Here is a 25,725-nt window from a genome sequence, read left to right on the forward strand (position 1 = left end):
TATAATAAATTACAATAAAATTTGAAAAAAAATTAAGTTAATAATATAATATTAATTATTAAGATATATAAAATTGGAAATTTTATGACTGACCATGAGTTTGATGTATATTGGTATAAAATCTTATCAGTAGTTGTAGCAAAACTGTTGGAAAATGATTTACAACCTCTAAATAAAAAAGCTATAGAACCTATGTTTTCTCTAGAAAATGATCATAAAAAGGTGACTAAGCCTACGGCAAATTACAAAAAATTAGCCCAGCTTTTAAATGCAATATCTTATGTAGTAAATAGTAAAGAAAAAAGTGCTCCTGATTTGGCAGAAATACATGATAATATAAGAGATGAGCTTAAGTTGCTATACGCTTTGTACGCTCGTCGTTTAAGCAAAAGTCAGCTTATATTCAATAATTATGAAACGTCAAAAGCAGGTTTAAAAGTTAGTAACAAAGAGATTAGTAGCAAAGAGAAAGTATTTACAACAAAAAAATTACTAGGCTTAATAGGAGGATATTTGGATGATCCAAGTTATGAGAAATTTAGAAGAACAAATAAATCAACATATCTAATGTTACCTTCTTCAGATAAAAAGTCAGGAGCAGGTTTAAAAGTTAGTAACAGAGAGAAAGTATTTATATCAAGAGGATTAGTAGGCTTGATATGTGACTATTTGGATAGTTCAAGTTATGAGAAATTTAGAAGAACAAATAAATCAACATATCAAAAGTTACCACCTTTACCGCTATTACCAATAAATTACCAGAACTGCAATATACTAGGTTCTTCTAATTCACAAGATATGGACAGCAATATCTTGATATTGCCAGATGGAAGGGCGGTAGATTATCATTCTGATACTATACGAGTTTGGGATTTAGATAAATCTAAAAGTCTTGAAAATCCTATCTTGAAAACGTTCCCAGGTATTTTTATTATGAAATTAGAGATACTACCAGATGGAAAGATATTACTCAACACACAGTCTGAACCATACAAATTAGTTTTGGATTTAGATAGGCCTATATCTAATAACAACCCTCTGACGTTAAAAAATGCCCATAAACATATGACCATAATATTACCAGATGGAAAAATAGCAAGTGCATGGCAACCACAAAATGATAATGATGTGCTAGCGCGGAATATCCAAGTTTGGGATTTAAAGAAGCCTATAGATAATACCAACCCTATCTTATTAAGTGGTCATCAAGATAAAATTTCAATACTAGATGTATTGCCGGATGGTAAAATAGTAAGCGCCTCGAGTGATAAAACTATACGGGTTTGGGATTTAAGTAGCCCCAGAGATTATGGCACTAACCCTATTGTATTAAGTCATCAGGATAATATTCTAGAATTAAAAATATTGCCGAGTGGTAAAATAGTAAGCCAAACTTTGGGTGATAGAGTGAATATTGGTACACTTAGCCACTATTTTAATAGGCGAATTTGGAGTTTGGGTAAGCCTATAAATTGTATTGAACAAAGGAATTTAAAAGCCCACTTTGGTTTACTAATGGTGACATTGCCAGATGGAAGAGCGGTAGACTATTATTCTGATATTATACGAGTTTGGGATTTAGATAAGCCTATAAGCCTAACAAATCCTACCGTGTTTAAATGTCAATACCAACTTATTTCGGAATTGAAGGTAGTATCAAATAGAACAATAGTATTCCAAGCAGTGGGTGGCCGTATAGGGATTTTGAATCTAGATGAGCCTACAAGTTCAAAAAACCCTATTGTGTTAAGTACACATCGAGGTTTAGGCTTGTGCTTTGACAAAGTACATGTACTATCAAGTGGAAAAATAATAGGTAAATTAGTAGACAGAATAAACAGAGTAGAAGGAAGAGACCGAGTTACTATACTGGTTTGGGATGTATACAAGCCTATAAATAACCACAATCCTATCGTGTTAGTAGATAATAGTGAAATAGATAATTATCCTTGTGATTTGGTTGGGGTATTACCAGATGAAAGAATAGTAACTTTAAAGAGAGAAAGATTTGAAATTAACATCCAAATTTGGGATTTATCCAGACCTAACAAACCTGTGGAGCTAAAATACCGTGCTAGTAGTTTCTATCCTAAGTCAGTAAGAGTATTTTTATTACCAAATGGAAAGATATTAAGTATAACGTATAACAGGCATAACGGCGGCGGGGATGTAAGAGTCTGGGGTAGTTCAGATAAAGAACAAAATGTTAAGATTAACCAACAGTTAATACAAGCTGTCATAAATAAATACGGAAATAAAGTCAGAAATAGAAAAATATCTTTTGGTTACGCAGGGAAAAGGGTTAATAATGAAATATTACCTGATAATCTTGCAATAGTAATAACCAAAATTCAGCGTGACGCTAATACTTTAGCTTTATCACCCAACTTATTTATAAAAGCTTTCGCTAAAGAAATAAAATCTCAAACTAGAACTGTAAGTAACACTCTTAAAAATACAAAAATTTTGACCTCTAGAGATATTTACGTTAAACTTTTATATCGAAGTCCGTCACTTATCTTGAAAACACTTTTCGAAAGTGACGTTATTAAAAATTTCTAAAATAGGGTTTTTGATAGTTTACTAGGTTGTCTTTGACCTTGAAACATTTATCGAACTGGTTTAATCTAGCAATAATCTTTTATTTACAGTAGATATAAATATGACAGTCACAAGATTTGCACCAAGCCCGACAGGTTTCTTACATGTAGGTGGTGTTAGAACAGCGCTATTTAGTTGGCTATATGCTAAAAAAAACAACGGGAAATTTTTATTAAGGATTGAGGATACAGATTTAGAAAGATCTACCCAGGAAGCAGTAGACGCTATTTTAGATGGTATGAGTTGGTTGGGTTTAAAAAATGATGATCAGATATATTATCAAACAAGACGCTTTGATCGATACCATCAAGTTATAGGTGAGCTTATAAATCAAGATAAAGCTTATTATTGTAATTGTTCTAAAGAGAGATTGGAAAAGTTAAGAGAAAATCAGCAAGCAAATAATCTAAAAACTGGATATGATGGAAAATGTAGAAACGCTAACTATATTCCTAATCATGGTGAAAGCTTTGTTGTAAGATTTAAAAACCCAGAACAAGGTGTGGTAAGTTGGAATGATGCTGTAAAGGGTAAAATTTCAATAGCTAACCAAGAGCTTGATGATATGATTATTCAAAGAGCTGATGGTTCACCAACGTATAATTTTTGTGTAGTTGTTGATGATGTGGATATGGGGATTACACATGTTATACGTGGCGATGACCATGTGAATAATACTCCTAAGCAGATTAATATTTATCAAGCTTTACAAGCTCAAGTTCCAGTGTTTGCACATGTGCCGATGATACTAGGTCCAGATGGAACAAAGCTTTCCAAGCGTCATGGTGCTGTAAATATTATGCAGTATCGTGATGATGGCTATTTACCACAAGCTATGCTTAACTATCTTGTAAGGTTAGGTTGGTCAAATGGCGATCAAGAAATATTTTCAATCGATGAAATGATTGACAGTTTTAATCTTGAACATATTAGTACTTCACCGTCGCGTTTTGATTTTGAGAAGTTAAAATGGTTAAATAAGCATTACATCAAAGAATCAAAATTCGAGGATATTCAGGCTGAGGTAGAATATCACTTCACCAAAGCAGGATTGAATCTTTCTAACGGCCCTGATTTAAGAGATTTACTAGCTGTTATGGCAGAAAAAGTAGACACGCTTAAAGAGCTTGCTGAAAACTCTAACTATTTTTATATACAAGATATAATTTATGACGAAAATGCAGTAAAAAAACACTTTAAAGCTACTACAGGTGATATTTTGAAGGTTGCCTTAATTAAATTTGAATCACTATCTGACCAAGACTGGCAAGATGAAGCTATATTACACTCTATAATAAGCTCAACAGCAGAAGAGTGTGAGTGTGGTATGGGTAAAGTTGGTATGCCTGTAAGAGTTGCTGTGACAGGTTCCGGCCAGTCTCCTGATATTGGTATTACTTTGAAGTTGCTCGGTAAAAATAAGGTGATCTCAAGGTTAAGTGAAGCTCTAAAGTTATGTATGTAACTGTGATGGTATAATGCTTAACGAATTATAATTTTAACGGGACTTTCCAAATAAATGTGTAAATTCTTAATTAACCTGCTAGATTATTTCTAGCGAAATATTAAGGATAGAAACAATGTCTAAGAATAAGAAGTCAGAAGATATTTACACAGCTATTGCAGATCAAATAATAGATTCAGGTGTTGATATTAATCAAATGTTTGAGAAAGATGGTTTGCTAAAGCAACTAACAAAACGATTATTAGAAAAAGCACTAGATGCAGAAATGAATAGTCATCTTGGTTATTCAAAACACCAAAGGACTAATTCATCAAATGCTAGGAATGGCTATAGTAACAAGACATTAGCTACAGACACAGGTAATTTGGAAATATCAGTTCCACGAGATAGAGATAGTGACTTTGAACCTCAAATAGTTCCCAAAAGAGTCACCAAGATAAACGGCTTAGACCAAAAAATTATATCTTTGTATGCTAAAGGTATGAGTACTACAGATATCCAACAACAGTTATTTGAGTTATATGATACAAAGATAAGTACAAGCTTTATAAGTGATGTTACAGAAGCTATTATTGATGATGTTAAAGCATGGCAAAATAGACCTTTAGAGTCAGTTTATCCAATAGTGTTTTTTGACTGTATAGTCGTTAAAGTTAGAGAAGACAAGCATATTATTAATAAAGCTGTGTATGTGGCTCTTGGCATATCGTTAACTGGTCATAAGGATGTATTAGGTCTTTGGATCAGTCAAAATGAAGGTGCTAAATATTGGCTTAGTGTTTTTACTGAATTAAAGAATAGAGGCTTACAGGATATATTTATAGCATGTACTGATAATTTAAAAGGCATGTCTGATGCTATACAAGCTATATACCCTGAGACAAAGCATCAGCTTTGTATCGTTCATCAAATTCGTAATAGTCTTAAGTATGTGCCATATAAAGACAAGAAAGAGGTAGCTAGAGAGTTAAAGAAAATATATGATGCTGATACCATTGCAATAGCTCAATCTGAGCTTGATAACTTTGCAAATAAATATGATACTAAATATCCTTTAATTTCAAAGTCATGGATAAATAATTGGGATAATTTAACTGTATTCTTGCAATATCCTCCAAAAATTCGTAAAGTTATTTACACTACTAATGCGATTGAATCGCTTAATAGCCAGTTTAGGAAAGTCATTAAGAATAAAAAGCTATTTCCTAAAGATGACTCTGTTTTCAAATCTTTGTACTTGGCTATAGATTATTTGACTAAAAAATGGTCTATGCCTGTTAAATATTGGAATGAGGCTATGCCTTATTTCGCTATCGAGTTTGAGCATAGAATTCAGAGATTCATGTAAGTGAATTTACACAGTTAAGTGGAAAGGCTCATTTTAACTGAAGCACATAGGCTTAGTTAAGTCAGATTGTTATGCAAAATCTATGTTAGAGTTGCCTTTTGGGGCATTAAAACTTATTTTTTTAAGTTTCCCTGTTTGAGTAATTAGATTCATTGGTTGGATATCCCCTTTTGTAAATAAAAACGCAGCTCCTTTCCATGGGTCTATCACATAAACTGTTCCTGGTCTAAAATTGAAAACTCCATTTTCTTGTAGGCTTATTCCAGTTGTGTCATATAAAACAAATGCATGATCTTCATTTATTAAACCTACTGGATGCGCGACTCCTTTATTTTTTCTCCTGTTTAACATATGAGCCATAGCAACTGCTTGGTCTCCACAGTTACCAGCGCGATAGTGTTTTGTTTTTTGTAAACTTTGTAGGCCCGGATTAAAGCCTCCTTTTCTTACTAGGTTGATTAATTTTTCAGCTTCTTTTCTAGAAGTTTTTTGATACTGAGCAAGCCTTTTTGCTCCTATATGATTGGCCCAAGATGGATCTACCCCCGTAGAAGATATTTCTACTTGTTCTATATAATCATCAAATTCTATTTTTATTCTTTCATCTAATGGTTTTTGTAGATATTTTTTTATTGCGTTTACTATAATTCCTGCGGCTTCTATTTCCTTATCGTGCTGTTTCTTATTTATATGTTCAGCTAATGTCTCTACATGTTGCTGGAGTTTTTGGTAAACCTGGTCTATGTTTAAGTTTTTATTGCCGTCTTTAAAAGTTTCCCATATGTTTAAAAATAAACTTTTTAACAGTTCTGGAGAAACATTTGTGTTTTCAGGTATTTCTAAAAGGTTTTTAAAGCTATTATTGGTATTAATTTTTTGGGAAAGAGCATTTAGCATATTGGTATCATTATTTCGGTACCAAGTAAAATGTCGATTAATAGAAGAAATAATTATTAGTAATTCTAAAACGGTAGAAATATCTGACATATTAACAACCATTTTATTAACCCTACAAATATTAATCAAGTTTTGTAAAAGAAGCTTTTTTCTATTGCTGTTACAAATAGAGGATGCAAAAGAAAGAATTTCGATTAAATTATTTATTTGATGATTTATAGCCATAGGTTTTTCCTTTTTCAAATTGTTTTACTTTGCATGGATAAATATATTGGTTTAAAGTATAACTTGATAGATAGTATATTTAATAAGAGGTAAGAGTTTTTGATAATTAGATCGTTGTTAAAATGATTCTGATTGGTCCACCAGTTAACTTTTATAAAGGTCTTTAAACTGACAGAATTAGATTTTATATTCCATGGTATAAATATTCGCAAAACTAGAATATAAAGTAAATTTTGTTGTTAAATTATCTGTAGTTTTACACTCTTAATAATACCATCTTTAAAAAGTTAATTTTTTATATTAGAATTTATCAACTAAGTGAAAAGGTTAGAAAACTTAAATTATGTTACGCAAATTTATAATTTTAATAGCTTTATTGGCTATAACAATATCAGTTGCATGGGCTGCTATAGAAAATCCTGTAGATATGCTAAACAATACAATAGTCAAAACTCAAGATAAGCTAATCAAAAACTCTGCTGAATATAAACAAGACCCTTATAAACTTTTAGGGTTAGTAGATAAAGAGATTGTTCCTATCGTTGCACCAAAAGTTGTAGCTCAACTTGTAGTTGGTACCGCAAAATGGAAAAAAGCAACCTCTGAAGAACAAAAAGATTTTATCCATTCTGCTACTGAAATGCTGACATTTATGTATGCTAAAAACGTTGCGTATGCTGGCAAATATAAAATAAGTTTATTCCCCTTCAATAAAGATGATAGTAGTTGGCAAAAAAAAGCTATAGTTGTAGTAAACGGCAAAATAATAAATATTGATAATAATCAAAGTTCTGATTTTGCTGTGAAAATGTTTCAAAAAGATGGTAAATGGCATATTTATGATTTTGATGTTGCTGGAGTAAGTATCTTAAAAGCATACCAAGAGCAATTTGCTCCTTATGCAACGGTTCCAGAAATGACCAAAGCGGCTGAAAGGGTTACTACCAATATTAAAAAGAAAAACTACCCTAAACTTTTAGATGATAATTATAAACTTCAGAACATAGAATGATAAAGATAACTGATAATATTTGGTCTATTTATACAGACCTAATTATGGTAAATGTGCCTAGCGTAGTTAAAAAATACGTTAAGCACTTAGAAAAACTGAAAGGTACCTGGATTATTGATTTTTCAAATTGTAACAAAATTGATAGTGCTGGATTAGCACTTATAATTGAGTATATAAAATATGCCAAAAACAGGGGTATAGAATTGCAGCTTAAAAACCTTAGTAAAGATACTATTTCACTATCTAAAGTTTATGGCATAAAAAGTATTTTAGAGCAATACTCTAGCTAGAATTATAAATTATAGAGGATATCTATAAATTCCAGTTATATTTGAGTTTAGAAAACGGAGAAAGAAATGACAAAAGAGCAACTAAAAGAAATTCTAGAAGAATCTCTAAAAAATTGTACAGCTGATGTTCAAAGCGATGATAATGTACATTTTACAGCAACTATAGTTGCCGAAGAATTTAACGATATTAAAAGCAAGGTAAAAAGACAGCAATTAGTGTATTCAAAAATTAACGAATATATATTATCTGGGGAGCTACACGCGCTATCAATGAAGACTGTAGCTGCTAATGAGCAATAAGGGTCTTGTATTTATGGGCTACCTAAAAGCATGAGTTTATATTTTCTTTAAAGCCTTCTGATAATAAACTTTCCTTTTTAACCAACTCTTATTGCATTTCTATTCAGAATCTGATGAACTGCAGTAATTTATATTAAACCTAGAGGTTGGATAATTTTGATAAGGTAATTCTGAACATTTTATTTTTATCCCTCTTTTTTTAGCGCTCATTTGAAGTTTTTTTAACTCTTCAGGAGTAATATTTTTACAGTTTGAAATATTTAGGAATTTTAAATATGTTAAATCATGAATAAGTACATTCGGGGTATTCGAAAGGATATCGCTATCTGAAAGGTCTAATGATTGTAACGATGTTAGTCTTAAAAGGTCACGAATATGAATTTGTTTAAAACCTGAAAGGTTTAGGTGCGTTAAAGGAACTTTACATTTGTTAAGATATTCTATTCCCTTTGAAGTAATTTGATTACAGTTGGAAAGATTTAATTGTGTGGGGTTTGAAGTGTCACCGTACTTATTGTTTGCCCCTTCTGCAATATGGGCTAAACTTAGGTCAGTAATGTTCTTACAATTTGAAAGGTTTAATGAGCTTAATATCCATAGGTTTGCAATTAGAATCTTTACTCCTTGATCACTAATACTACAGCCGGAAAGATTTAGACTGCTTAAGCCTTGTAGATGTTGAGTTGTAGATTTTGCTTGTTTATTATGCATATTTGTTATAGCACCTGCGATCCTATCATCTAATTGCTGATAACCTGCTATACTTAAGGAATCTAATGATTTAGGTAGACATTTGATGAGCTCAAGAAACACGTCCCCATAAGATATATCTATTAGACCCGGGAGGTCCTCTTTAAGTAACTTGTCATTAGAAATGTTCAAAGTTTTTAAATTTAATTCTTTAAATTCAGAAAGAGCTTTGACTCCTGGCCACCCAAATGTATTCTCTGAAATGTCTAAAGATTTTAACTTGTGTAGTTTATTGGCAATAGCTCCTATACCATTTTTACTAATATTATTTTTAGAAAGGTTTAATACTTCCAACTTTGCTAAATTGTTAGCTATATACTCTACACCTTTATCAGTAACACCACAGTTTGAAAGGTACAGGTTTTTAAGGGGTTTTAGTTTAGATAAATGCTTTACTGATTGATCGCCAATTTCGTTATTATCGTTAAGATTAAGATAAGATTTTATAAATTTAATACCTTTATTTATTTTTCCTGTATATACTGGGTTTTCTAGAATTTCATCAACTAAGGTTCTAACATCGTCTTCAGTTAGATTACTGCTAGATAAGTCCACTATACATTCATCAATAAAGTCGTTGACAGCATTTTTAAGCAGTTTACTTTTTTTACCCATAATTTAAATAACCATTATTTTATGCTAAGTTAAAACATAATATTAAACCATAAATAAAAAAATACAACTATAAATTATTAACAAAAAAACATAAAAAATTAAATATTTGTAAATAATTAATTTAATATATTTTATAAGATATTGCTAGAGGTTCTTTAAACTAACCATATTGGAACCGTTGAAAACTAAAATTATACAACACTAATTTTAATTTCAGCTTTTAACAGTCCCATATTACAAGTAAATATATTGATAAACACTAAGAAAAAGCTGAAGTTAATAACGGTGATATCACTAAGATAATCCCAACAAAAATAACAAAATAAATACTCTTTGTTCTATATATTTTAAGAGCTGGAACTTTGAAAACTATATACGCTGGCGCTAAGCAACCTAAAATACCAAATATTGGGCCAGACAACGGTACAAGTGTATAAACTGGAGCGTCAAACACTATAGATAACCAAGTTAAAAGAAAGATTATTAAAATAACGATTACATCTATAACTTTAGGGCTTATTTTTTCGGTTACTCTTGGTTGGTTAAAACTTATTCTCAACATCCCTTTTAAAGATTCTGCCATACCAGCTAAAATACTTAAAAAAGAAGTCAAAATAGCACATATACTAATTACTATGCCACAAACATATAAAACTATATTGGACATACCATGTTGTTCTAATAGTAAAAATGCTGACTGGTTTTTAGCTGATGCCTCTAAAGCAAATTGTTTAGGTATAACAAAAGAAAATGATAATACATAAAACCCTATAAATATAGCTAGAAAAACAAAAGCTAATTTCATAGTGCGTAAACATTTTTTAAGCACTAAATTATTATCAAAGTTAGGATAACGTAATCGATAACCTAACACCATTGGGCTTAGTGATTGAATAAAAAGAATAGATGTTAGAGAAAATGGTAGCATAATAATAGTTTTAGTGACTAGCTCATAGCTATTATTAGGTAGTGTCGTAATATTTACTGTTGTCCATAGAGGGATTAAAGATAAAGAAACTACAATAATTGCTACAGTTAAAACTACTACAAAGATAGTTGATACTCTTATTAGAATTCTTTGACTTTTCATTCCAGCAAAAATTAAAACTACCATCAAAATGGCACTATATAAAATGTTCTGCTCAAGATGAGGATTATTAGTGATATTAAATAAATACAAATATGCTGCCAAAGACTTAGCAACAACTTGTGCATATATTACTGTCCATATTAACATCATTAAAAAATACAGAATACCTAGAAAAATAGACCAGTTTTTTCCTAAAAGCTCTCCCACAACATCTTTATAGATTTTAGGTTTATCTGAGGCAAATAAAGTACATATATATAGCTTTTGGAATAAATAAATCCCTGGATAAGCTATTAATATAGAAATAGCAAAAACCACAAAACCAACTACCCCGATACTCACAGGGACTAGCACTATACCAGCACCTATTGCCATACCGAAACTAACTACTAGCCACCCAAGATCAAATTTATTGATCTTAGAAATATCTTGCATGATTCAAATCTCACTCAGATTAGATTTTTAAATAGATTTTATTCTATTTGATAAAAATTGTATAAACAACTGTATGTATACTATAAATTATAAGTAAAAAGGATTTTTTTAAATAATTAGTAAATATGAAGCTTATTGTTTAACCCAAATAAGCTTGTCTGTATCAAAACCTAAGGCTTTCGATTTGGTAATAAAGTCTTTTTTGATATTCTCAGAAACTGTCGGGGTACGAGATAATAACCATAGATAATCTTTATTTGCTCCTGCAACATAAGCATACTTATAATCCTTATCAAGATTAAACACTACATAAGCCCCATAAAAAGGTCTAAAGAAAGATACTTTTAAGTATGCAATGTTTTCTCCCTCAACAAACTTAGCCACCCCTTTTGCATAACTTCTTTTACCGCTTTCAGGATCTACACCACTATTTATAATTTTTATTGTACCATCAGGATTTAAGCTATATTCGGCATATACATGAGTCATTCCTTTTTCAAAGCTATTGTCAAAACGAGCTATCTCATACCATTTACCTAAATATTTATTTGCTTGAAAATTATCTACTGGTTGAATATCTGCAGGCTTTGTCACACATCCCACTAATAAAGAAAAAAATACTAAAATAATTAATAGTTTTGCTTTCATAACATCTTTGTATTGGTAACACTTTATTAATATAATAGACTAACTAGTGAAATAAACATATTTAAATATTTGTAATTTATGGAATTAAGCTATTTTGACTTTATAAAAATGACAGACTTGGCAAAATACAAACTTTTTATAATTACAGGAGATGAGCCTTTACAGCGTTATAATGTTATTGAAAAAATTACAAATGAGTTCAAAAACAGGAATTTTGAAATAGTTAGGCATGATTTAAGTGAGCAAAACTATGATACTCTCTATCAAGAAGCTGATAGCCTTAGTCTATTTAGCGTAGATAAGTTTATACAGTTCAGTTTTGAAAAAGTTCCTCAAAAACCTTTGCAGCAAGCTCTTATTGAAAGTATTTTAAAGCCTAGTGATAATGTCTATTTATTGGCTTTTAATGGGCTTAAGAAACAAAATTTATCAAGTAAATGGTTTCAAAGTTTAGTCCAAAATGCTCTTCATATACACATACATCAGCCGGATATAACTAATGCTATAACTATAATAAATCATGAGTTACAGCAGTCAAGTTTGACTTTAACGACCGAAGCAGCTCAGTTACTAGCTCAAAAAACTGAAGGAAATCTAATAGCTGCTAAGCAAATAATAAAGCTCCTTTCACGCCAAAACACTCAAAATTTTGATGATAAAACCTTAAGACCTTTTTTACATGAGCATACTAGTTTTGATGTCTTTGATTTATCAGACACTATTTTAAGTCAACAAAAGTCAAAAGCTTTAACAATATTAAATAGTATTCTTACTGAGAGTGATAAACCTCCTCTTATACTTTGGACTTTAAAAAGAGAGCTGCGAGTCATCTCTCAGTTAAAATCAACACAGAATGTTTATCATCAAAAGATTTTTAAGGATAATAATATTTGGTCGTCTAAGCAAAAATATTATACAAGTTTAGCCAATAGAGTTAGTTCTGAGACTGTATTATCCTGTTTACAAAAATGCTTAGATACAGATTTATGTATAAAAGGAGCAAAAAAAGGAAATATCAATCTTAAACTTAATGAAATAGTTTTTAGTCTAGTTAGCTAACTACTAGTTAGCAAATTTATAATACCTTCATTATTATTTATCCTTGCGTCATCTAGAGGCGTTTTACCCCACCTGTCTGTTGTTGTGATATCAGCACCTTTACTGACTAAATATTTTACAATATTTTCATGGCCTTCAGCTGCTGCTAAATGTAGCGCTGTCCTTTTATCATAATCACCTTTATTAATATCCACCCCCAAGGCAACGGCTCTTTTAACCTCAGAAAGATCTCCTGTACTTGCAGCCCAAATCAACTCAAAAACTAAACTTGATTCTGCTAACATACGATTTTCTATGGGGTTTATTTTGTCATTCCTATCAATATGATCATAATTATGAAAACTAAATTTATTTATCAATCTTCTACTAAACTCTACACCTCTAACTGAGTTATGGTTAGAATCTAATCTAGGCGAAAATATTGCAAATCCGCCAACATTTGGAATAGCTATAACCAAAGCTCCTGATACTCCAGATTTAGCTGGTAGTCCGACAGAAAAGGCGTATTCTCCTGAAAAATCATACATCCCGCAAGAGTACATCATTGATAAACAGTTTCTAATAGTTGTGGGTGAAAAAATCTTTTTGTTGGTAAATGGGCATATACCACCATTAGCTATAGTAGACATGATTTTTGCCATTTTCTTGGCATTAACTTCAATCGAACATGTCTGAAAATAAAAGTCTAATGATGTATGTATATCAGTTTTAGGAGGGAAAGCTCCCACCTCTTTCATATAGTGAGCTAAGGCATAGTTTCTATCTGCCGTTTCTTTTTCTGAGTGGTAGGTTGCATTATCAAAACTTACGGGCTCTCCACCAGACAAATCTTTCCAAACTTTAGTAATATACTCAAACCTATCTGCTATATTCCATTCCGGTTTAATTAATGAACAAGTCATGATAGCTCCAGAGTTAATCATGGGATTATGTGGAAGATTATATTTATTCAAAGCTATAGCATTAAACGTAACTCCACTGGGTTCTCTACCAACATGCTCATGAACTTTATCTTCTCCATTTAACTCTGTAGCGATACAGTAGGTTATAGCTTTTGCTGTAGACTGGACACAATACGGGTGGTTATAATCGCCTAAGGTAATCATCTGACCATCTACACTACAAAAAGCTACTGCAAATAACTCAGGATCAACACGGGCTAATTGTGGAATATAGTTTGCGACCTTTCCAGAGGTATTTTTCTTAGTCTCTTCGAAAATATTCTGAATTTCTGTTTTGAAAGCTATGAAATCTGGGATCACAAAACTTTTACTAATCGCCTTTTCTATAAGGTTTATACTGTCCGAAGTTACATCTTTAAAAGTTTCAAAGTCAATATTTTCTGTACGTGAAAATTTACCTAGTTTTTCAATTAACGTTTTTATACGCACATCATCCCTAGCTATACCGAAATCGTCTAAAATTCCTAGAATTCCTGATTTTGTAACACATTCATTATCATTACAGATAACATGGAAAATATTTTTATAGTGATCTTGACCTGCAGAGTAACCTGCGTTCATTTTAGTTTTAATTTTCACTTTTGTTCCTTTATCCTAAAAACTTTGGTAGATATTAGATTAATGTTAATTATCAGCTAGTAGCTAAGCCGGGATAGATTTGTCATTCTATGATACTGAAGCAAGTTCATATAAGTGGTCAAACCATAGGATAACTAAACACCGTTTATTAAACTAAGACCGCATAAAATAAACAGGCTAGCTATATTGCTTCACTGTTCTTAACTGTAATAATATTATAACTGATTAACTATATTTTACAAAAAAGAAGAATAAAATTTGAGAAACCTATCAAATTTTATTTATTGTGAAGCTAATATTTTTAGAGTCAAAAGAAATCACGCTTCAGTAGCAGCAGCTAAAGCTAAAGCTACTATATATGGATCTGCATTTGCGCCTGGTCTTCTATCTTCAAAGTAACCATACCCTTTTAAAGCAACTGGTTTTGGAATCCTAATTGAACTACCTCTATCAGCATCACCAACTTTAAAAGTATTTATATCACAAGTTTCATGTAAGCCAGTTAATCTTTCATGCAAGTTAAAACCATAATTTAAGATGTCTTTTTTATGGTTTTTTTCTAAGTTTTTAACTATTCTTTGGATTTCTTGTTTGCCCAGGTTTGGATCTCTAGTTGCTTTAGTAGAGAAATTAGTATGCATACCAGCACCATTCCAATCACCTTTGATAGGTTTATTATCAAAAGAAATTGTGATGCCATACTCTTCACCTAATCTTATTAGTAGCCATCTAGCAATATGGGTATGATCAGCAACGTTTAATATCCCTGCATCTTCACCATCCATACCTCTATAACCTATCTGAAACTCCCATTGGCTAGGCATAACTTCAGCATTAATACCATATATCAAAATACCTGCTTTTATACATTCTTTTAAGTGTCTTTCTACTAGTTCCCGACCAAACACTCTATCAGCTCCTGCTCCACAATAATATGGCCCTTGAGGCCCCGGAAAACCTACTACTGGCCATTGAAGTGGTCTACCATCAACAAACATAGTATACTCTTGTTCAAAACCTGCCCATATGTCATGCGCTTTTAGACTTTCTAAGACTTCTTTTAATTTTGCTCTGTGGTTAGTTTTATGAGGTGTTTGATTGTCAGGGTTATAAACTTCACACAAAACTAAATAACCACTATCTCTTAACGGATCTATAACAAAATTGACAGGTCTAAGTATACAATCTGAATTATCACCAGTAGCTTGGTTTGTAGAAGATCCATCAAAGCTCCACTCCGGGAAATCTGTTATTTTGATATTTTCTTTATGTGGTAATATTCTAGACTTTGAACGAAGTCCAGCAACAGGATTTGCTCCATCAATCCATATATATTCAGCAGTCACTATTTTCATTTAAGTTTCCTAATTTCACTAAATAACAAAACCTAATGATAGCAATTAGACAAAAAAAGTAAATATCTTTACAAAAATATATAAGAAATCGTTAAATTGTTAGCTTTATAAAAAAGCTAATGTAAAATAGTTTTTATGAGTTAATAAACAAAATTTAAACTTGGCATCCCGTAGGGGATTCGAACCCCTGTTGCCGCCGTGAAAGGGCGGTGTCCTAGGCCTCTAGACGAACGGGACATAAGACTTAAGTTGCTATCGCTAGCGACATGTGGGATATTATAAGCTCTTTTTTACTTTAGTCAAGGCCTTTTTGAAAAATAATTTCTTATATTTATAAGTAAGTTCATAACTAGCCTATATCAAATACCCAAATGCAGTATATATTAAAGTTATAAAGTGTACCTTTGCTCTTTTATATTATTAACATCTGTTTAATTTGAGCTTATAACTGTAGTCTCTTAAACTGCTTTTGACTCTTTTTCAAATATTTAGTAAATTTTGAGAATACAATCTAATGTCCATGTTATTTACTATTTTCATTATCTTTGTTAGCAACGAAAGTATTAATTAATGATCCTAAATCAATAGCGGATTCAGTATTTTCTAATGGTATTATACTACCTTGATGTAGGTATTGATCTTCAGTTGCTGAGTTATCAGCTAGGCCAGCTATTGCCATAATATCCTCTTGTGGCGGACTAAGAGCAATATAGTTATCTCCAAGAATACCACTCATAGCTATAGCAGCAGAGTAGTTTGCAGGTATTTTTTTACCATCATTCATAGATATAGTGACCAAAGCCATAAAACCATTGTATGTTTTCTCAAGAGATATGTTAGTTACTTGGCCGATCTCTACGCCTGCTATTTTAACAGCGGCATTTACTCGTAATGAACCTACATTTTTAAATTGTGCTTGAATAGAATAGTGATTAGTATTAAAAGCTTTAAATGAGCTACCACTTACTTTAAAAATCAAGAAAACTAAGCATAAAACTCCTAAAATAATAAAAATACCAACAGAGGTTTCAAAATATTTACTCCTCATTAGACTTCTCCAAACATGATTGATGTTAAAATAAGGTCAGCTCCTAAAACACTCATACAGCAGTATACTACTGTTTTAGTTGTCGCCGTAGCTATACCATTTGAGTTGGGTGTACAATAGTATCCTTGGTATAATGCTATCCAAGCTACTACAAAAGCAAAAACTAGACTTTTGATTAATCCATTTGATATATCTGAAAGGCTTACAGAGGTTTGTATATTGCTCCAAAATTCTCCGTAGCCTATTCCTAGGCTAGCATCTGCTAGTATATACGATGCTATAATCGATACCGAACAAAAAATCAAAGTTAGTATAGGAACACTTATCATACATGCCCAAAACCTAGTTGAAAGAATAAAGCTAATAGGGCTTACATTCATCATCTTTAAGCTATTAATTTGGTCAGTAGCTTTCATTAGCCCTATTTCTGAAGTTATTGCACTACAGGCTCTACCTGCAAATAACATAGCTGTGACAACAGGTCCAAGCTCTCGCAATACACTTAAAGCTACCATGGTACCTAATAGAGAATGAGCTCCAAATTTGGCTAAGGTATAGTAGCCTTGTAAGCTTAAAACTAATCCTATAAAAACACCTGAAGTTACTATAATAACTAGCGAATTAACACCAACAGTGTTTGTTTGATCTATACAATCTCGAACACTAAATTTGCTACTTAGAACGCTTATAATTAAACGTAGAGATATTAGGCTGCTGTATATAAAAGAAATCATTAAGTTATAAACTTTACCAAAAATATACATACTAAGCCCTTAAAATTTCTTTAATAAAAAAGTCTTTATCTGAGTGTTGTTGGTTTTGTTCACCGCTTTTAAGAGGTTTGCCAGCTAAAAAGGCTTTTATGTCTTCATTTTTACTATTTTTTATATTTTCAGGTGAGTCGCTAGCTAAAATTTTTTTATTTGCTACTATAACTATGTGATCTGAAATGCTGAGAGATTCTTGTATATCGTGAGAAACAATTATAGAAGTCATTTTTAGAGTTTTATTAAGTGTAGATATTAATTCAAGTAGTTTGTTAAAAGAAGCTGGGTCTTGTCCTGTAAATGGCTCATCATACAGCATAATACTAGGATCTAAAGCAATAGAGCGAGCTAATGCAATTCTACGAGCCATGCCACCAGAAAGCTCGCTAGGCATCATCTCTACGGTATGAGCAAGCCCAACAGCTTGTAATTTTAATAACACAATATCCTTTATTAGTTTTTCATCTAGGTCAGTATTTTTTCTTAATGGAAAGGCTATATTGTTATAAACGCTAAGGTGAGTAAAAAGGGCACCTGATTGAAACAAAAAACCCATCCTTTTGCGGAGTATCGCAAGTTGTTTTTCGGTGGTCTTCTTATTTACATGAATATTATCTATACAAATATTTCCATAATCAGGCTTGATAAGTCCTGCGATTAGTTGCAGGATGGTGGTCTTGCCAGCACCAGATGGACCAAGGATAGTAGTAATTTTTTTAGATGGAATGGTAAAGGTAACATTATCGTATATACAAGAAGCTCCTCTATAAAAAGAAACTTGATTAAAGCTAATATTGCTCATTTATTAGTAGGTATCTATCTAGTTGAAAGGTATATTAACTTCGATTGTTGAGTTTTTGCTGTTATCTTCTACCTTCAAATCTATATCCCTAATATTCTCTTCTGAAAGAGCAATATATTTTTTAACTACTTCGATTATTTCGTCTTTTAGTTCAGCAAGCAAATGACTACTAATCCTTGAAGTTCTAGGTTGCAGTTCATTTCTTTGATGTGCTACTATAATCTGTAATCTTTCTTTTGCTAAAGAAGCACTATTTTGTTTTTTCTTTGGTCCGAAAAGCTTTTCAAACATAATTATGACTTACCTATTAATTTTTTAAAGAAACCGACTTTATGCTCAGTATATCTCATAGGAACATCTTTACCTAGCATTCTATCTACCGCATCAAAATACGCTTTAGCAGCTACAGAGTCTGCAAAATGGGTGATAGGGTGCCCGCTGTTTGAAGCTTCTAATATGTCCTTTGATTCTGGAATTATGCCAGTAATAGGAGTATATAATAGTTCGCTTACATCCTCAGCTTTTAGCATCGCTCCAGCTTTTGCTCTAGTAGCGTCGTATCTATTAAGTAATAAGTATATTTCTTTGAATTCGCCTTCCCTTTGAGCTTTCAAAGTTTTACTTGAAAGCATGCCGAGGATTCTGTCAGAGTCCCTTACTGAAGATACTTCAGGGTTAGTAACTATGATTGCTGCATCAGCACATCTCATAGCCATCAAAGAACCTTTTTCAATGCCAGCAGGAGAGTCACATAAAACGATATCAAAAGAATTTTTTAGTTCTTCTACAATTCTGTCAACACCACCTTCTGTTAGGGCGTCTTTATCCCTAGTTTGTGAAGCTGGTATTATATATAAGTTTTCGATGCGTTTGTCTTTAATAATAGCTTGATTAATTGTGGCTTCTTCTTTTACTATGTTTATTAGATCATATACTACTCTTCTTTCACAACCCATTATTAGATCAAGATTTCTAAGTCCAACATCGAAGTCTATAACTACAGTTTTTAGCCCTCTTTTAGCAAAAGCATATGCAATGGCAGCACTTGAAGTTGTTTTACCAACTCCACCCTTACCAGAGGTAACTACAAATACTTTACCTTGTTTTTTTTCACCCATTTTGGCTATAACCTCTTATAAATTTAATTTCTAAAAACCTTCTATATGGATTTTATCATCTTTCAGATAAATGATATATCCATCAGTACTTTTTTCATTAACAGGAATGCTCTCATTGTTAAGAGTCACATACTTACCAGCTATTGAAACAAGTTCTGCTTTTAGGTCTTTACAAATGATTCTTGCTTCTTTATTGCCCGAACTACCAGCAAGAACTCTTCCTCCGATCCTTCCATATACAATGACACTGCCATCGGCAATAATTTCAGCACCATTGTTCACATTAGCTGTCACTATTACATCAGCATCACGAGCAGTGATAGATTGCCCAGTACGCACAGGAGAAGTGATTATCTTAGTTGTTGTGCGAGGAGTCTCTTCAGAAGAATTTTCTTTGATCTTGCCGTTTTTTAAAATGTTATGTCCGGCTTTCGCTAGTTTACTCTTTAGCTCTTGATTGTTAACGACAAAGCCCACGGGGATCATACCATTAGACCTAAAACAAGATATTACCTTTTCCAAAAAAACCACACTGCATTTATCATCTTGATCGATTTCAGAGACGTCGATTACAAAGGGGGTGTTCTTGAAAAAAGATTTCGATTGGGCAACCTTTGAACTAAGTAAGCTCTCAATTTGAGTAAACTCTGTTACGTTGATATTGATAGCACTTATAGTATAGTTGCCACCTTTGAAATGAAAAGCTTGCTTCATGGTTATAAGGCCTTAATTTTAGTTATGGGCTTATTTGATCTTTGCTTCTTTATAAATTACGTGTTTACGAGCAACTGGGTCAAACTTCTTGATTTCCATTTTGTTTGGCATATTCTTTTTATTTTTAGTAGTAGTATAAAAATGACCTGTTTTTTCAGAAGAAACTAATCTTATTTTTTCTCTCATTGTTTGAATTCCTTTTCTAGAATTTAGATTTTATGACCTTGAGTTCTTAAGTCATTAAGAACAACATCAATACCTTTTTTATCGATTATTCTCATACCTTTAGAGCTAACCCTTAATTTTATATATCTGTTTTCGCTTTCTACCCAAAATCTATGCGTGTGAAGGTTTGGTAAAAACCTTCTTTTAGTTTTGTTTTGTGCGTGTGATACGTTATTCCCTGTAATGGGTTTTTTACCTGTAATAATACAAACTTTAGACATTTAGAAACTCTCCTTGGGCAAAATTTTTTTATTATTTTTACATATATCTTCAAGATTTTATTACGTTTGAATTTAAAAGTAAACTGAAATTTTATATTAAAACTTACTAATAGGTGACTTAACCTATTGATTACGGGGTTCCACCAGCTTCTGATGAGTCTTGAATATTAGCGTCGTAATTAAAATTATCGCCACTATCTACAAGCTCGCTTGTAGGTGTGTTTGTATTTCTAGATGGTGAAGTCGGATCATCATCTACTTTTGAGGTACTTTGCTTAGTAGCTAATGTAGATCCAGATGTTATTTTAGTTGTTTGATCGCTATCTTTTTGTTGATCTTCAGGAAGATATAGAGGGCCTGTTTGTCCACATCCGGTTAGGAAGAAACTAATAAAAATTGGTAAAAATAATTTTTTCATGATTTTTTATGTAGTTCTAAAATATTGTTAGTAGGACTAATTTAACAGTAATCATGTAATTTGGCAAATGCTTTGTTTATTGGGCTTTTAAAATGATAGAATAAGTTTGAGCAAAAGAAGGATTTAGTTAGAGAAAATTTGATGAAATTTCTAGATTTTTTAGGGGTTGGTGATGCTACTATAAAGGCTTTGGCTAAAAACAGCTTGTACCAGCCAGAGGATTTATTATTTGTTTTTCCAAAAGTTTATAAAGATACTAGGTTTATAACTTCTATCAAAAATCTCGTAGTAGATAAAAAAAGTGTTATTGAAGGTAGAATCACAAATGTTACTTATAAAAAAACAGGAAAGAAATTTTTACGCTTTTTGATTAATGATGGTACAGGTGTTTGCTCTGTGATTTTGTTTAAATTTTACCCAAACCAAATTGCTATGCTAGAAAACGCACAGTATGTAAGGTGTTATGGTAAAATAGATGTATCACAAGATTTCCAAATGATTCATCCAGAATGGTCAGTAATAAAAGAAGGTAAATGTTTACTTGAGCAGAAACTATCTGCAGTTTATGGACTAAAAAAAGTACCAGATAGAGTAATAGCTAATATAATCACCAAAATTTTGCAAGATAGTCAAATAAAAGATTTAATTCCACAAACCTATCTAAAATCATATAGTTTGATGAAGCTTACTGATGCTTTATATTATCTCCATGCTCTAACAGATACTATAGATGAACGCTATTTATCAAAAGCAAGGTATTCTATTAAATTTGAAGAGATGTTAGCTTATAAGTTAGCCGAAGAAAATATAAAAAAAGATCTTTCAAAAACTTTATCTCCTAAGCTTACTTTAAAGGATGGTGATGTAGAGAAGTTCTATAATAAATTGCCATATAGTTTAACTAATGCTCAAGAGAAAGCGATCAAGCAAATTTTAGTTGATATTAGAAAAGCAAATACAATGATAAGGCTATTACAAGGAGATGTTGGAGCTGGTAAAACTATAGTTGCAACTGTAGCTTTGTATGCTGCTGCAGTATCAGGTTATCAAGCTGCGATTATGGCACCAACAGAAATTTTGGCAGAGCAACACTATAAGTTTTTATCAGATTATTTGACTGATTTTGGGATAGAGGTTATACCGCTGCTAGGTAAATTAACGGCAAAGCAAACTAAAACTAGTTTAGATAGGATAAAAAACTTATCAAATTGTATTGTAGTTGGAACTCATGCTATATTCCAAGAGCGTGTTGAATATAATAACCTTGGGCTAGTAGTTGTAGATGAACAACATAGATTTGGTGTTGAGCAAAGGTTAGCATTGATTAAAAAAGGCATTAACGGAAAAAAAATAGCTCCTCATCAGCTTATAATATCAGCAACCCCTATTCCTAGAACTTTAGCAATGACTTTATATGGAAATCTTGAACTTTCTATATTAGATGAGTTGCCACCAAATAGAAAACCTATAGTTACTACCGTTCTTAATCGTTCACGAAAATTAGACTTAATAGCAAAATTAAAGCAAGCAATATCTAGAAAAGAGCAAGTTTATTGGGTTTGTCCGCTTGTTGAGGAATCTGAAAGTATGGATTTTTTACAAGATGTAAAGACATTGTATGCAGAGCTTACAGGTGAGCTTGGAGATGATAAAGTTGGGTTAGTATATGGTAGTATGAAGTCCAAAGAAAAAATCCAAGTTATGAACGATTTTAAAGCAGCTAAATACGATGTTTTGGTTGCAACAACGGTTATAGAAGTTGGTGTTGATGTTCCTAATGCAAGTATTATGATAATTGACAATGCTGAAAGGCTTGGAATTTCACAATTACATCAGTTAAGAGGTAGAGTCGGTAGAGGCTCAAAAGAAAGTTATTGTATACTTTTGTATAGTGATAAAATTAGTGAAATTGGTAAAAAAAGACTATCTTTAATCCGTCAATCTCAAGATGGCTTTTATTTAGCAGAAAAAGATTTAGAAATACGTGGAGCAGGTGACATTTTAGGTAAGGAACAGTCTGGTATATCAACGTTTATAACTTTTGATATAAACGAGTACTATGACAATTACCAGTTGGTATCTAGGTTAGCTAAGCAAATAAGGCAGGATTATCCTGAAGCAATACCTCAGCTAGTAGCTAGATGGTTTAAACGAAGAATAACGTATGTGGATGTTTAATTATGGTTATAGCAAGTGTTTTGGCTATAGTAATAGCTCTAGTGTTTACAGTGGTAATAGCAAGAGTGTTGTATAGGCTTAGCTTTAGGAAAGGCATGCTCCAGTCAAGAAAGGATTATATTATCAATGCTATAATTGTTGGGTTTGTATTTTTTTGTGTAAGTAGTTTACTTTATATTCTTATGATAAATACTTTTAGCATCTAAAATCATTTAGAGATTGCTGCAAAGTGAAATTATACGGCGCTAACTATGTTAAAAATAACCTCAAAATGACCATTTAATATAGCAAGGATAAGCAAAAAATATCCAGTTTGTAATTGCTTAAACATTAATTGTTTTCAGGCTAGGTATCATATATTAATTGACTGTGTATTATATTTTAACTAGTCTATATTCTAATCAAGGTTGTTTTTTTTAATTAATTGATATGAAGATAATGAAAATATTACCTAAAGCTCCAGTAATTAGATGTGTAAAATGCCATGTTTTAATGTCTGTTAATTTACCAATGATCGGATCCCATCTATATGCAAGAGATATACCAACAAATCAGGTATTTTGTAATTGCGTAACCAAAAATTGTGGCAAGCTACTAATAAAATATGATTATAACTTTCGTATACTAAGAATCGACCACGTTAAAAGTCATGAAATCACCACCCCACCTCATATTTTAAAGAACACATATGGTCCAGGTGTAGAGGCTAAACCAACAAATAAGCCACATATAATAAACTACGTCAAAGGTCATGAAACTAAGAATCCTTCTCATATTGTAAATAATCCATACAGCCCAGCCGTGGTGGATAAAACGTTAAATAAGTCCAATGTATATAAAATTTCTCCAAACACTCTAGAAATACTAAAAATAGCTGATGAGGTAATTAGAAAAACTAAATCATTGATGCTATTTGGAGCTTCTAACCAGAAAAATCATTACCATGATAACCCTTATAATTGTTCAACTACCTCAAGGGCAGCTTGGAGCTATGGTAATCATAAAACTTATGATATTAACAAACGAAAAATTATTGACAATAATCAGTCACATCCGTTACGGGCTGCAGCTTGGGCCCTTAAGGCACAGGCAGGGACATGTGATAATATTAACGCGATAGCTTACTGTTTATGTAAAGATATGTTGAGTAGTAATGTGAAAATAAGTCTCATAGTTAGCTTGTCTCCTATTGGACATTGTTTAGTGGTCGTATCTGCTTTAGACAATTCTTTTGAAGATATTGCTGTAGATGCATGGCCAATACATGCAAGATCAGTGTTATGGAAGCATCATTTTTCTTATCCAAATATACATACTGTGAGAAAAATAACTACAGGGATATTAAATTGTCCACATAAAAAAAGTAGAATGGAAGTTTTGGCACAAAGGTGCCAGAATATACCAGCTCCAAACTTTCAAAATACTCATGTATGTCAACCATCTTTTGATTATAGTTTTCCGACTAAAGACGGATTGCATAATATTGTATATGCTGTATATGCGGGTTAATTTTTGAACCCTACTTTTTGTGCTTAATTTATGAATTTTACTAAGACATTTAGTAATCTCAAGATGAACTACGTATGAATAAATTAAGTGAAATTTGAAGTAGAAGAACAAAACTTGAAAATGTCAAAAATTATTTATCTAGTTGTTTATTTTTGTAAAAAATATTAGCATTAGCATACTTTATGAGTCTTTAGAGTTAGACTATGTATTTCTTTATAATTTCTTTGATTATTTTGCTTTCTATCCTTTGCACTGTGTATATGGTGTATAAGCTTATAATAAAACAAGATGATGCATCTGCGCCAACTCTTAAAGAGAGTGTTATCTTAGCAGGTTCTGGGGTCATAGCATTTTTAGCAGATACTGTGGGGGTTGGAAGTTTTGCTGTAAATATAGCAATAGCTAAAACTTTTAAGCTTGTAAAAGATGCTGAACTTCCAGGTTTTGTTAATGGTGCCCAAGTAATACCGGGAGCTATAGAAGCCATATTTTTCCTAGGCGTTTTACATGTTGATATACTAACATTAACTGTACTAGTGTTAGGGACAACCTTAGGTGGCTTTATAGGTGGGATATTTACCTCAAAAATTAACACAGCAACAATTAGGCTAATAATGATGTTTGCTTTTATCTTGGTTATATTTCTATTACTTGGTAAATTGCTAAATTTTTTACCAATAGGTGGCACTTTGATGAAGCTTTCCGGTATCAAACTAGTGTTAGGTTTTATTGGAATGTTTGTGGCGGGTTTTTTGGTGTGTTTTGGTGTGGGGCTTTTTGCTTTGGTTCAGGCTATACTCTTTTTACTGGGGATGTCACCTCTTGTTGCTTTTCCTATTATGACTGCAGCAGGTGCTATTCAGCAACCAGTAACAACCTTTGCATTTACTGTGAATAATGCTATTCCCTTGAAAAAAGCCCTTATAGTGGGAATTTTTGGTATAATAGGAGTTTTTATAGGTTTCAATGTCGTCACAGCACTATCAACAGAGCAGTTACAATGGCTATTAGTTATAGTGATAGCCTATAATACGATAAGTTTATTAAACTCATATTATAAATCTAAAAAATAAAGCTCCGCTTAAAACCAAAGC

At 31.9% G+C, this 25,725-nt stretch carries 26 protein-coding genes and 1 tRNA gene; 11 read left to right on the forward strand and 16 right to left on the reverse strand.

The features are described from left to right. The first annotated feature begins 84 nt into the window (after window positions 1-84). From E3E15_RS00870 to E3E15_RS00880, 3 genes are all read left to right on the forward strand, one after another. Window positions 85-2,562 (forward strand): WD40 repeat domain-containing protein, encoded by a 2,478-nt coding sequence (locus tag E3E15_RS00870; RefSeq protein WP_172106244.1) that lies wholly within the window; start codon window positions 85-87, stop codon window positions 2,560-2,562. 100 nt (window positions 2,563-2,662) lie between these two features. Next, on the forward strand, window positions 2,663-4,066 hold the full coding sequence (gltX, locus tag E3E15_RS00875) for a glutamate--tRNA ligase (protein ID WP_172106245.1): 1,404 nt from the start codon (window positions 2,663-2,665) through the stop codon (window positions 4,064-4,066). A 115-nt stretch (window positions 4,067-4,181) separates the two neighbouring features. Then, the gene (locus E3E15_RS00880; RefSeq protein WP_172106156.1) at window positions 4,182-5,414 is read left to right on the forward strand and encodes an IS256 family transposase; all 1,233 of its coding nucleotides are present in this window, start codon (window positions 4,182-4,184) and stop codon (window positions 5,412-5,414) included. Between the two features lie 69 nt (window positions 5,415-5,483). Here E3E15_RS00880 and E3E15_RS00885 read toward each other — a convergent pair whose 3' ends face one another. Continuing rightward, the gene (locus tag E3E15_RS00885; protein ID WP_172106246.1) at window positions 5,484-6,536 is read right to left on the reverse strand and encodes a hypothetical protein; all 1,053 of its coding nucleotides are present in this window, start codon (window positions 6,534-6,536) and stop codon (window positions 5,484-5,486) included. A gap of 343 nt (window positions 6,537-6,879) precedes the next feature. On the opposite strand from E3E15_RS00885, the gene E3E15_RS00890 reads away from it, so the two are divergent. From E3E15_RS00890 to E3E15_RS00900, 3 genes are all read left to right on the forward strand, one after another. Then, window positions 6,880-7,548 carry an MlaC/ttg2D family ABC transporter substrate-binding protein gene (locus E3E15_RS00890; RefSeq protein ID WP_172106247.1) on the forward strand — a complete coding sequence of 223 codons (669 nt, stop codon included), beginning with the start codon at window positions 6,880-6,882 and terminating at the stop codon, window positions 7,546-7,548. Further along, window positions 7,545-7,838 carry an STAS domain-containing protein gene (locus E3E15_RS00895; protein WP_172106248.1) on the forward strand — a complete coding sequence of 98 codons (294 nt, stop codon included), beginning with the start codon at window positions 7,545-7,547 and terminating at the stop codon, window positions 7,836-7,838. The genes E3E15_RS00890 and E3E15_RS00895 overlap by 4 nt, the downstream gene beginning before the upstream one ends. A gap of 66 nt (window positions 7,839-7,904) precedes the next feature. Continuing rightward, window positions 7,905-8,138, forward strand: coding sequence for a BolA family protein (locus E3E15_RS00900; RefSeq protein WP_035720886.1), 234 nt, complete (start codon window positions 7,905-7,907; stop codon window positions 8,136-8,138). A gap of 99 nt (window positions 8,139-8,237) precedes the next feature. Here the strand turns inward: E3E15_RS00900 and E3E15_RS00905 are convergent, their stop codons facing one another. The 3 genes from E3E15_RS00905 to E3E15_RS00915 all read right to left on the reverse strand — a co-directional run bounded on the left by E3E15_RS00905 (window position 8,238) and on the right by E3E15_RS00915 (window position 11,676). Next, window positions 8,238-9,503 carry a hypothetical protein gene (locus E3E15_RS00905; RefSeq protein WP_172106249.1) on the reverse strand — a complete coding sequence of 422 codons (1,266 nt, stop codon included), beginning with the start codon at window positions 9,501-9,503 and terminating at the stop codon, window positions 8,238-8,240. 259 nt (window positions 9,504-9,762) lie between these two features. Continuing rightward, entirely contained in the window at window positions 9,763-11,028 is a 1,266-nt protein-coding gene (locus tag E3E15_RS00910) for an amino acid permease (protein ID WP_172106250.1), read from the reverse strand. A 132-nt stretch (window positions 11,029-11,160) separates the two neighbouring features. Next, on the reverse strand, window positions 11,161-11,676 hold the full coding sequence (locus E3E15_RS00915) for a lipocalin family protein (protein ID WP_172106251.1): 516 nt from the start codon (window positions 11,674-11,676) through the stop codon (window positions 11,161-11,163). A gap of 78 nt (window positions 11,677-11,754) precedes the next feature. On the opposite strand from E3E15_RS00915, the gene holA reads away from it, so the two are divergent. Then, window positions 11,755-12,735 (forward strand): DNA polymerase III subunit delta, encoded by a 981-nt coding sequence (gene holA, locus E3E15_RS00920; RefSeq protein WP_172106252.1) that lies wholly within the window; start codon window positions 11,755-11,757, stop codon window positions 12,733-12,735. Here holA and glsA read toward each other — a convergent pair. The 12 genes from glsA to lptM form a co-directional block, all read right to left on the reverse strand. Next, window positions 12,732-14,258, reverse strand: coding sequence for a glutaminase A (glsA, locus tag E3E15_RS00925; RefSeq protein WP_155960897.1), 1,527 nt, complete (start codon window positions 14,256-14,258; stop codon window positions 12,732-12,734). The two genes, holA and glsA, sit on opposite strands and share 4 nt — an antisense overlap. A 335-nt stretch (window positions 14,259-14,593) precedes the next feature. After that, window positions 14,594-15,631 carry a glutamine synthetase beta-grasp domain-containing protein gene (locus E3E15_RS00930; RefSeq protein WP_172106253.1) on the reverse strand — a complete coding sequence of 346 codons (1,038 nt, stop codon included), beginning with the start codon at window positions 15,629-15,631 and terminating at the stop codon, window positions 14,594-14,596. A gap of 161 nt (window positions 15,632-15,792) precedes the next feature. Next, window positions 15,793-15,868, reverse strand: a tRNA-Glu gene (locus tag E3E15_RS00935). A 286-nt stretch (window positions 15,869-16,154) separates the two neighbouring features. Continuing rightward, window positions 16,155-16,679, reverse strand: coding sequence for an outer membrane lipid asymmetry maintenance protein MlaD (mlaD, locus tag E3E15_RS00940; RefSeq protein ID WP_172106254.1), 525 nt, complete (start codon window positions 16,677-16,679; stop codon window positions 16,155-16,157). Further along, entirely contained in the window at window positions 16,679-17,443 is a 765-nt protein-coding gene (locus E3E15_RS00945; protein ID WP_172106255.1) for an MlaE family lipid ABC transporter permease subunit, read from the reverse strand. The genes mlaD and E3E15_RS00945 overlap by 1 nt, the downstream gene beginning before the upstream one ends. A 1-nt stretch (window position 17,444) precedes the next feature. Next, window positions 17,445-18,248, reverse strand: a complete 804-nt coding sequence (locus E3E15_RS00950) for an ABC transporter ATP-binding protein (protein ID WP_172106256.1) — start codon at window positions 18,246-18,248, stop codon at window positions 17,445-17,447. 18 nt (window positions 18,249-18,266) lie between these two features. Then, window positions 18,267-18,539 carry a cell division topological specificity factor MinE gene (gene minE, locus E3E15_RS00955; protein WP_035720907.1) on the reverse strand — a complete coding sequence of 91 codons (273 nt, stop codon included), beginning with the start codon at window positions 18,537-18,539 and terminating at the stop codon, window positions 18,267-18,269. 2 nt (window positions 18,540-18,541) lie between these two features. Then, window positions 18,542-19,366 carry a septum site-determining protein MinD gene (minD, locus tag E3E15_RS00960; protein WP_172106257.1) on the reverse strand — a complete coding sequence of 275 codons (825 nt, stop codon included), beginning with the start codon at window positions 19,364-19,366 and terminating at the stop codon, window positions 18,542-18,544. Window positions 19,367-19,396: 30 nt separating this feature from the next. After that, complete coding sequence (gene minC, locus E3E15_RS00965) at window positions 19,397-20,080, reverse strand: septum site-determining protein MinC (protein WP_035720912.1); 684 nt, start codon at window positions 20,078-20,080, stop codon at window positions 19,397-19,399. Window positions 20,081-20,110: 30 nt separating this feature from the next. Further along, window positions 20,111-20,266, reverse strand: a complete 156-nt coding sequence (gene rpmG / locus E3E15_RS00970; RefSeq protein ID WP_035720914.1) for a 50S ribosomal protein L33 — start codon at window positions 20,264-20,266, stop codon at window positions 20,111-20,113. A 23-nt stretch (window positions 20,267-20,289) separates the two neighbouring features. Beyond that, window positions 20,290-20,526: a 50S ribosomal protein L28 gene (rpmB, locus tag E3E15_RS00975; RefSeq protein WP_035720917.1), complete on the reverse strand. Its 237-nt coding sequence runs from the start codon at window positions 20,524-20,526 to the stop codon at window positions 20,290-20,292. Window positions 20,527-20,656: 130 nt separating this feature from the next. Then, window positions 20,657-20,944, reverse strand: coding sequence for an LPS translocon maturation chaperone LptM (gene lptM / locus E3E15_RS00980; protein ID WP_051686791.1), 288 nt, complete (start codon window positions 20,942-20,944; stop codon window positions 20,657-20,659). A gap of 141 nt (window positions 20,945-21,085) precedes the next feature. On the opposite strand from lptM, the gene E3E15_RS00985 reads away from it, so the two are divergent. From E3E15_RS00985 to E3E15_RS01000, 4 genes are all read left to right on the forward strand, one after another. Next, on the forward strand, window positions 21,086-23,122 hold the full coding sequence (locus E3E15_RS00985) for an ATP-dependent DNA helicase RecG (RefSeq protein ID WP_035720920.1): 2,037 nt from the start codon (window positions 21,086-21,088) through the stop codon (window positions 23,120-23,122). A gap of 2 nt (window positions 23,123-23,124) precedes the next feature. Beyond that, window positions 23,125-23,328: a hypothetical protein gene (locus E3E15_RS00990; protein WP_172106258.1), complete on the forward strand. Its 204-nt coding sequence runs from the start codon at window positions 23,125-23,127 to the stop codon at window positions 23,326-23,328. Between the two features lie 223 nt (window positions 23,329-23,551). Next, window positions 23,552-24,631: a hypothetical protein gene (locus E3E15_RS00995; protein WP_172106259.1), complete on the forward strand. Its 1,080-nt coding sequence runs from the start codon at window positions 23,552-23,554 to the stop codon at window positions 24,629-24,631. Window positions 24,632-24,834: 203 nt separating this feature from the next. After that, entirely contained in the window at window positions 24,835-25,704 is an 870-nt protein-coding gene (locus tag E3E15_RS01000; RefSeq protein ID WP_209451680.1) for a sulfite exporter TauE/SafE family protein, read from the forward strand. Window positions 25,705-25,725 lie beyond the last annotated feature (21 nt).

The organism is Allofrancisella frigidaquae, from assembly GCF_012222825.1.
GTDB lineage: Bacteria > Pseudomonadota > Gammaproteobacteria > Francisellales > Francisellaceae > Francisella > Francisella frigidaquae.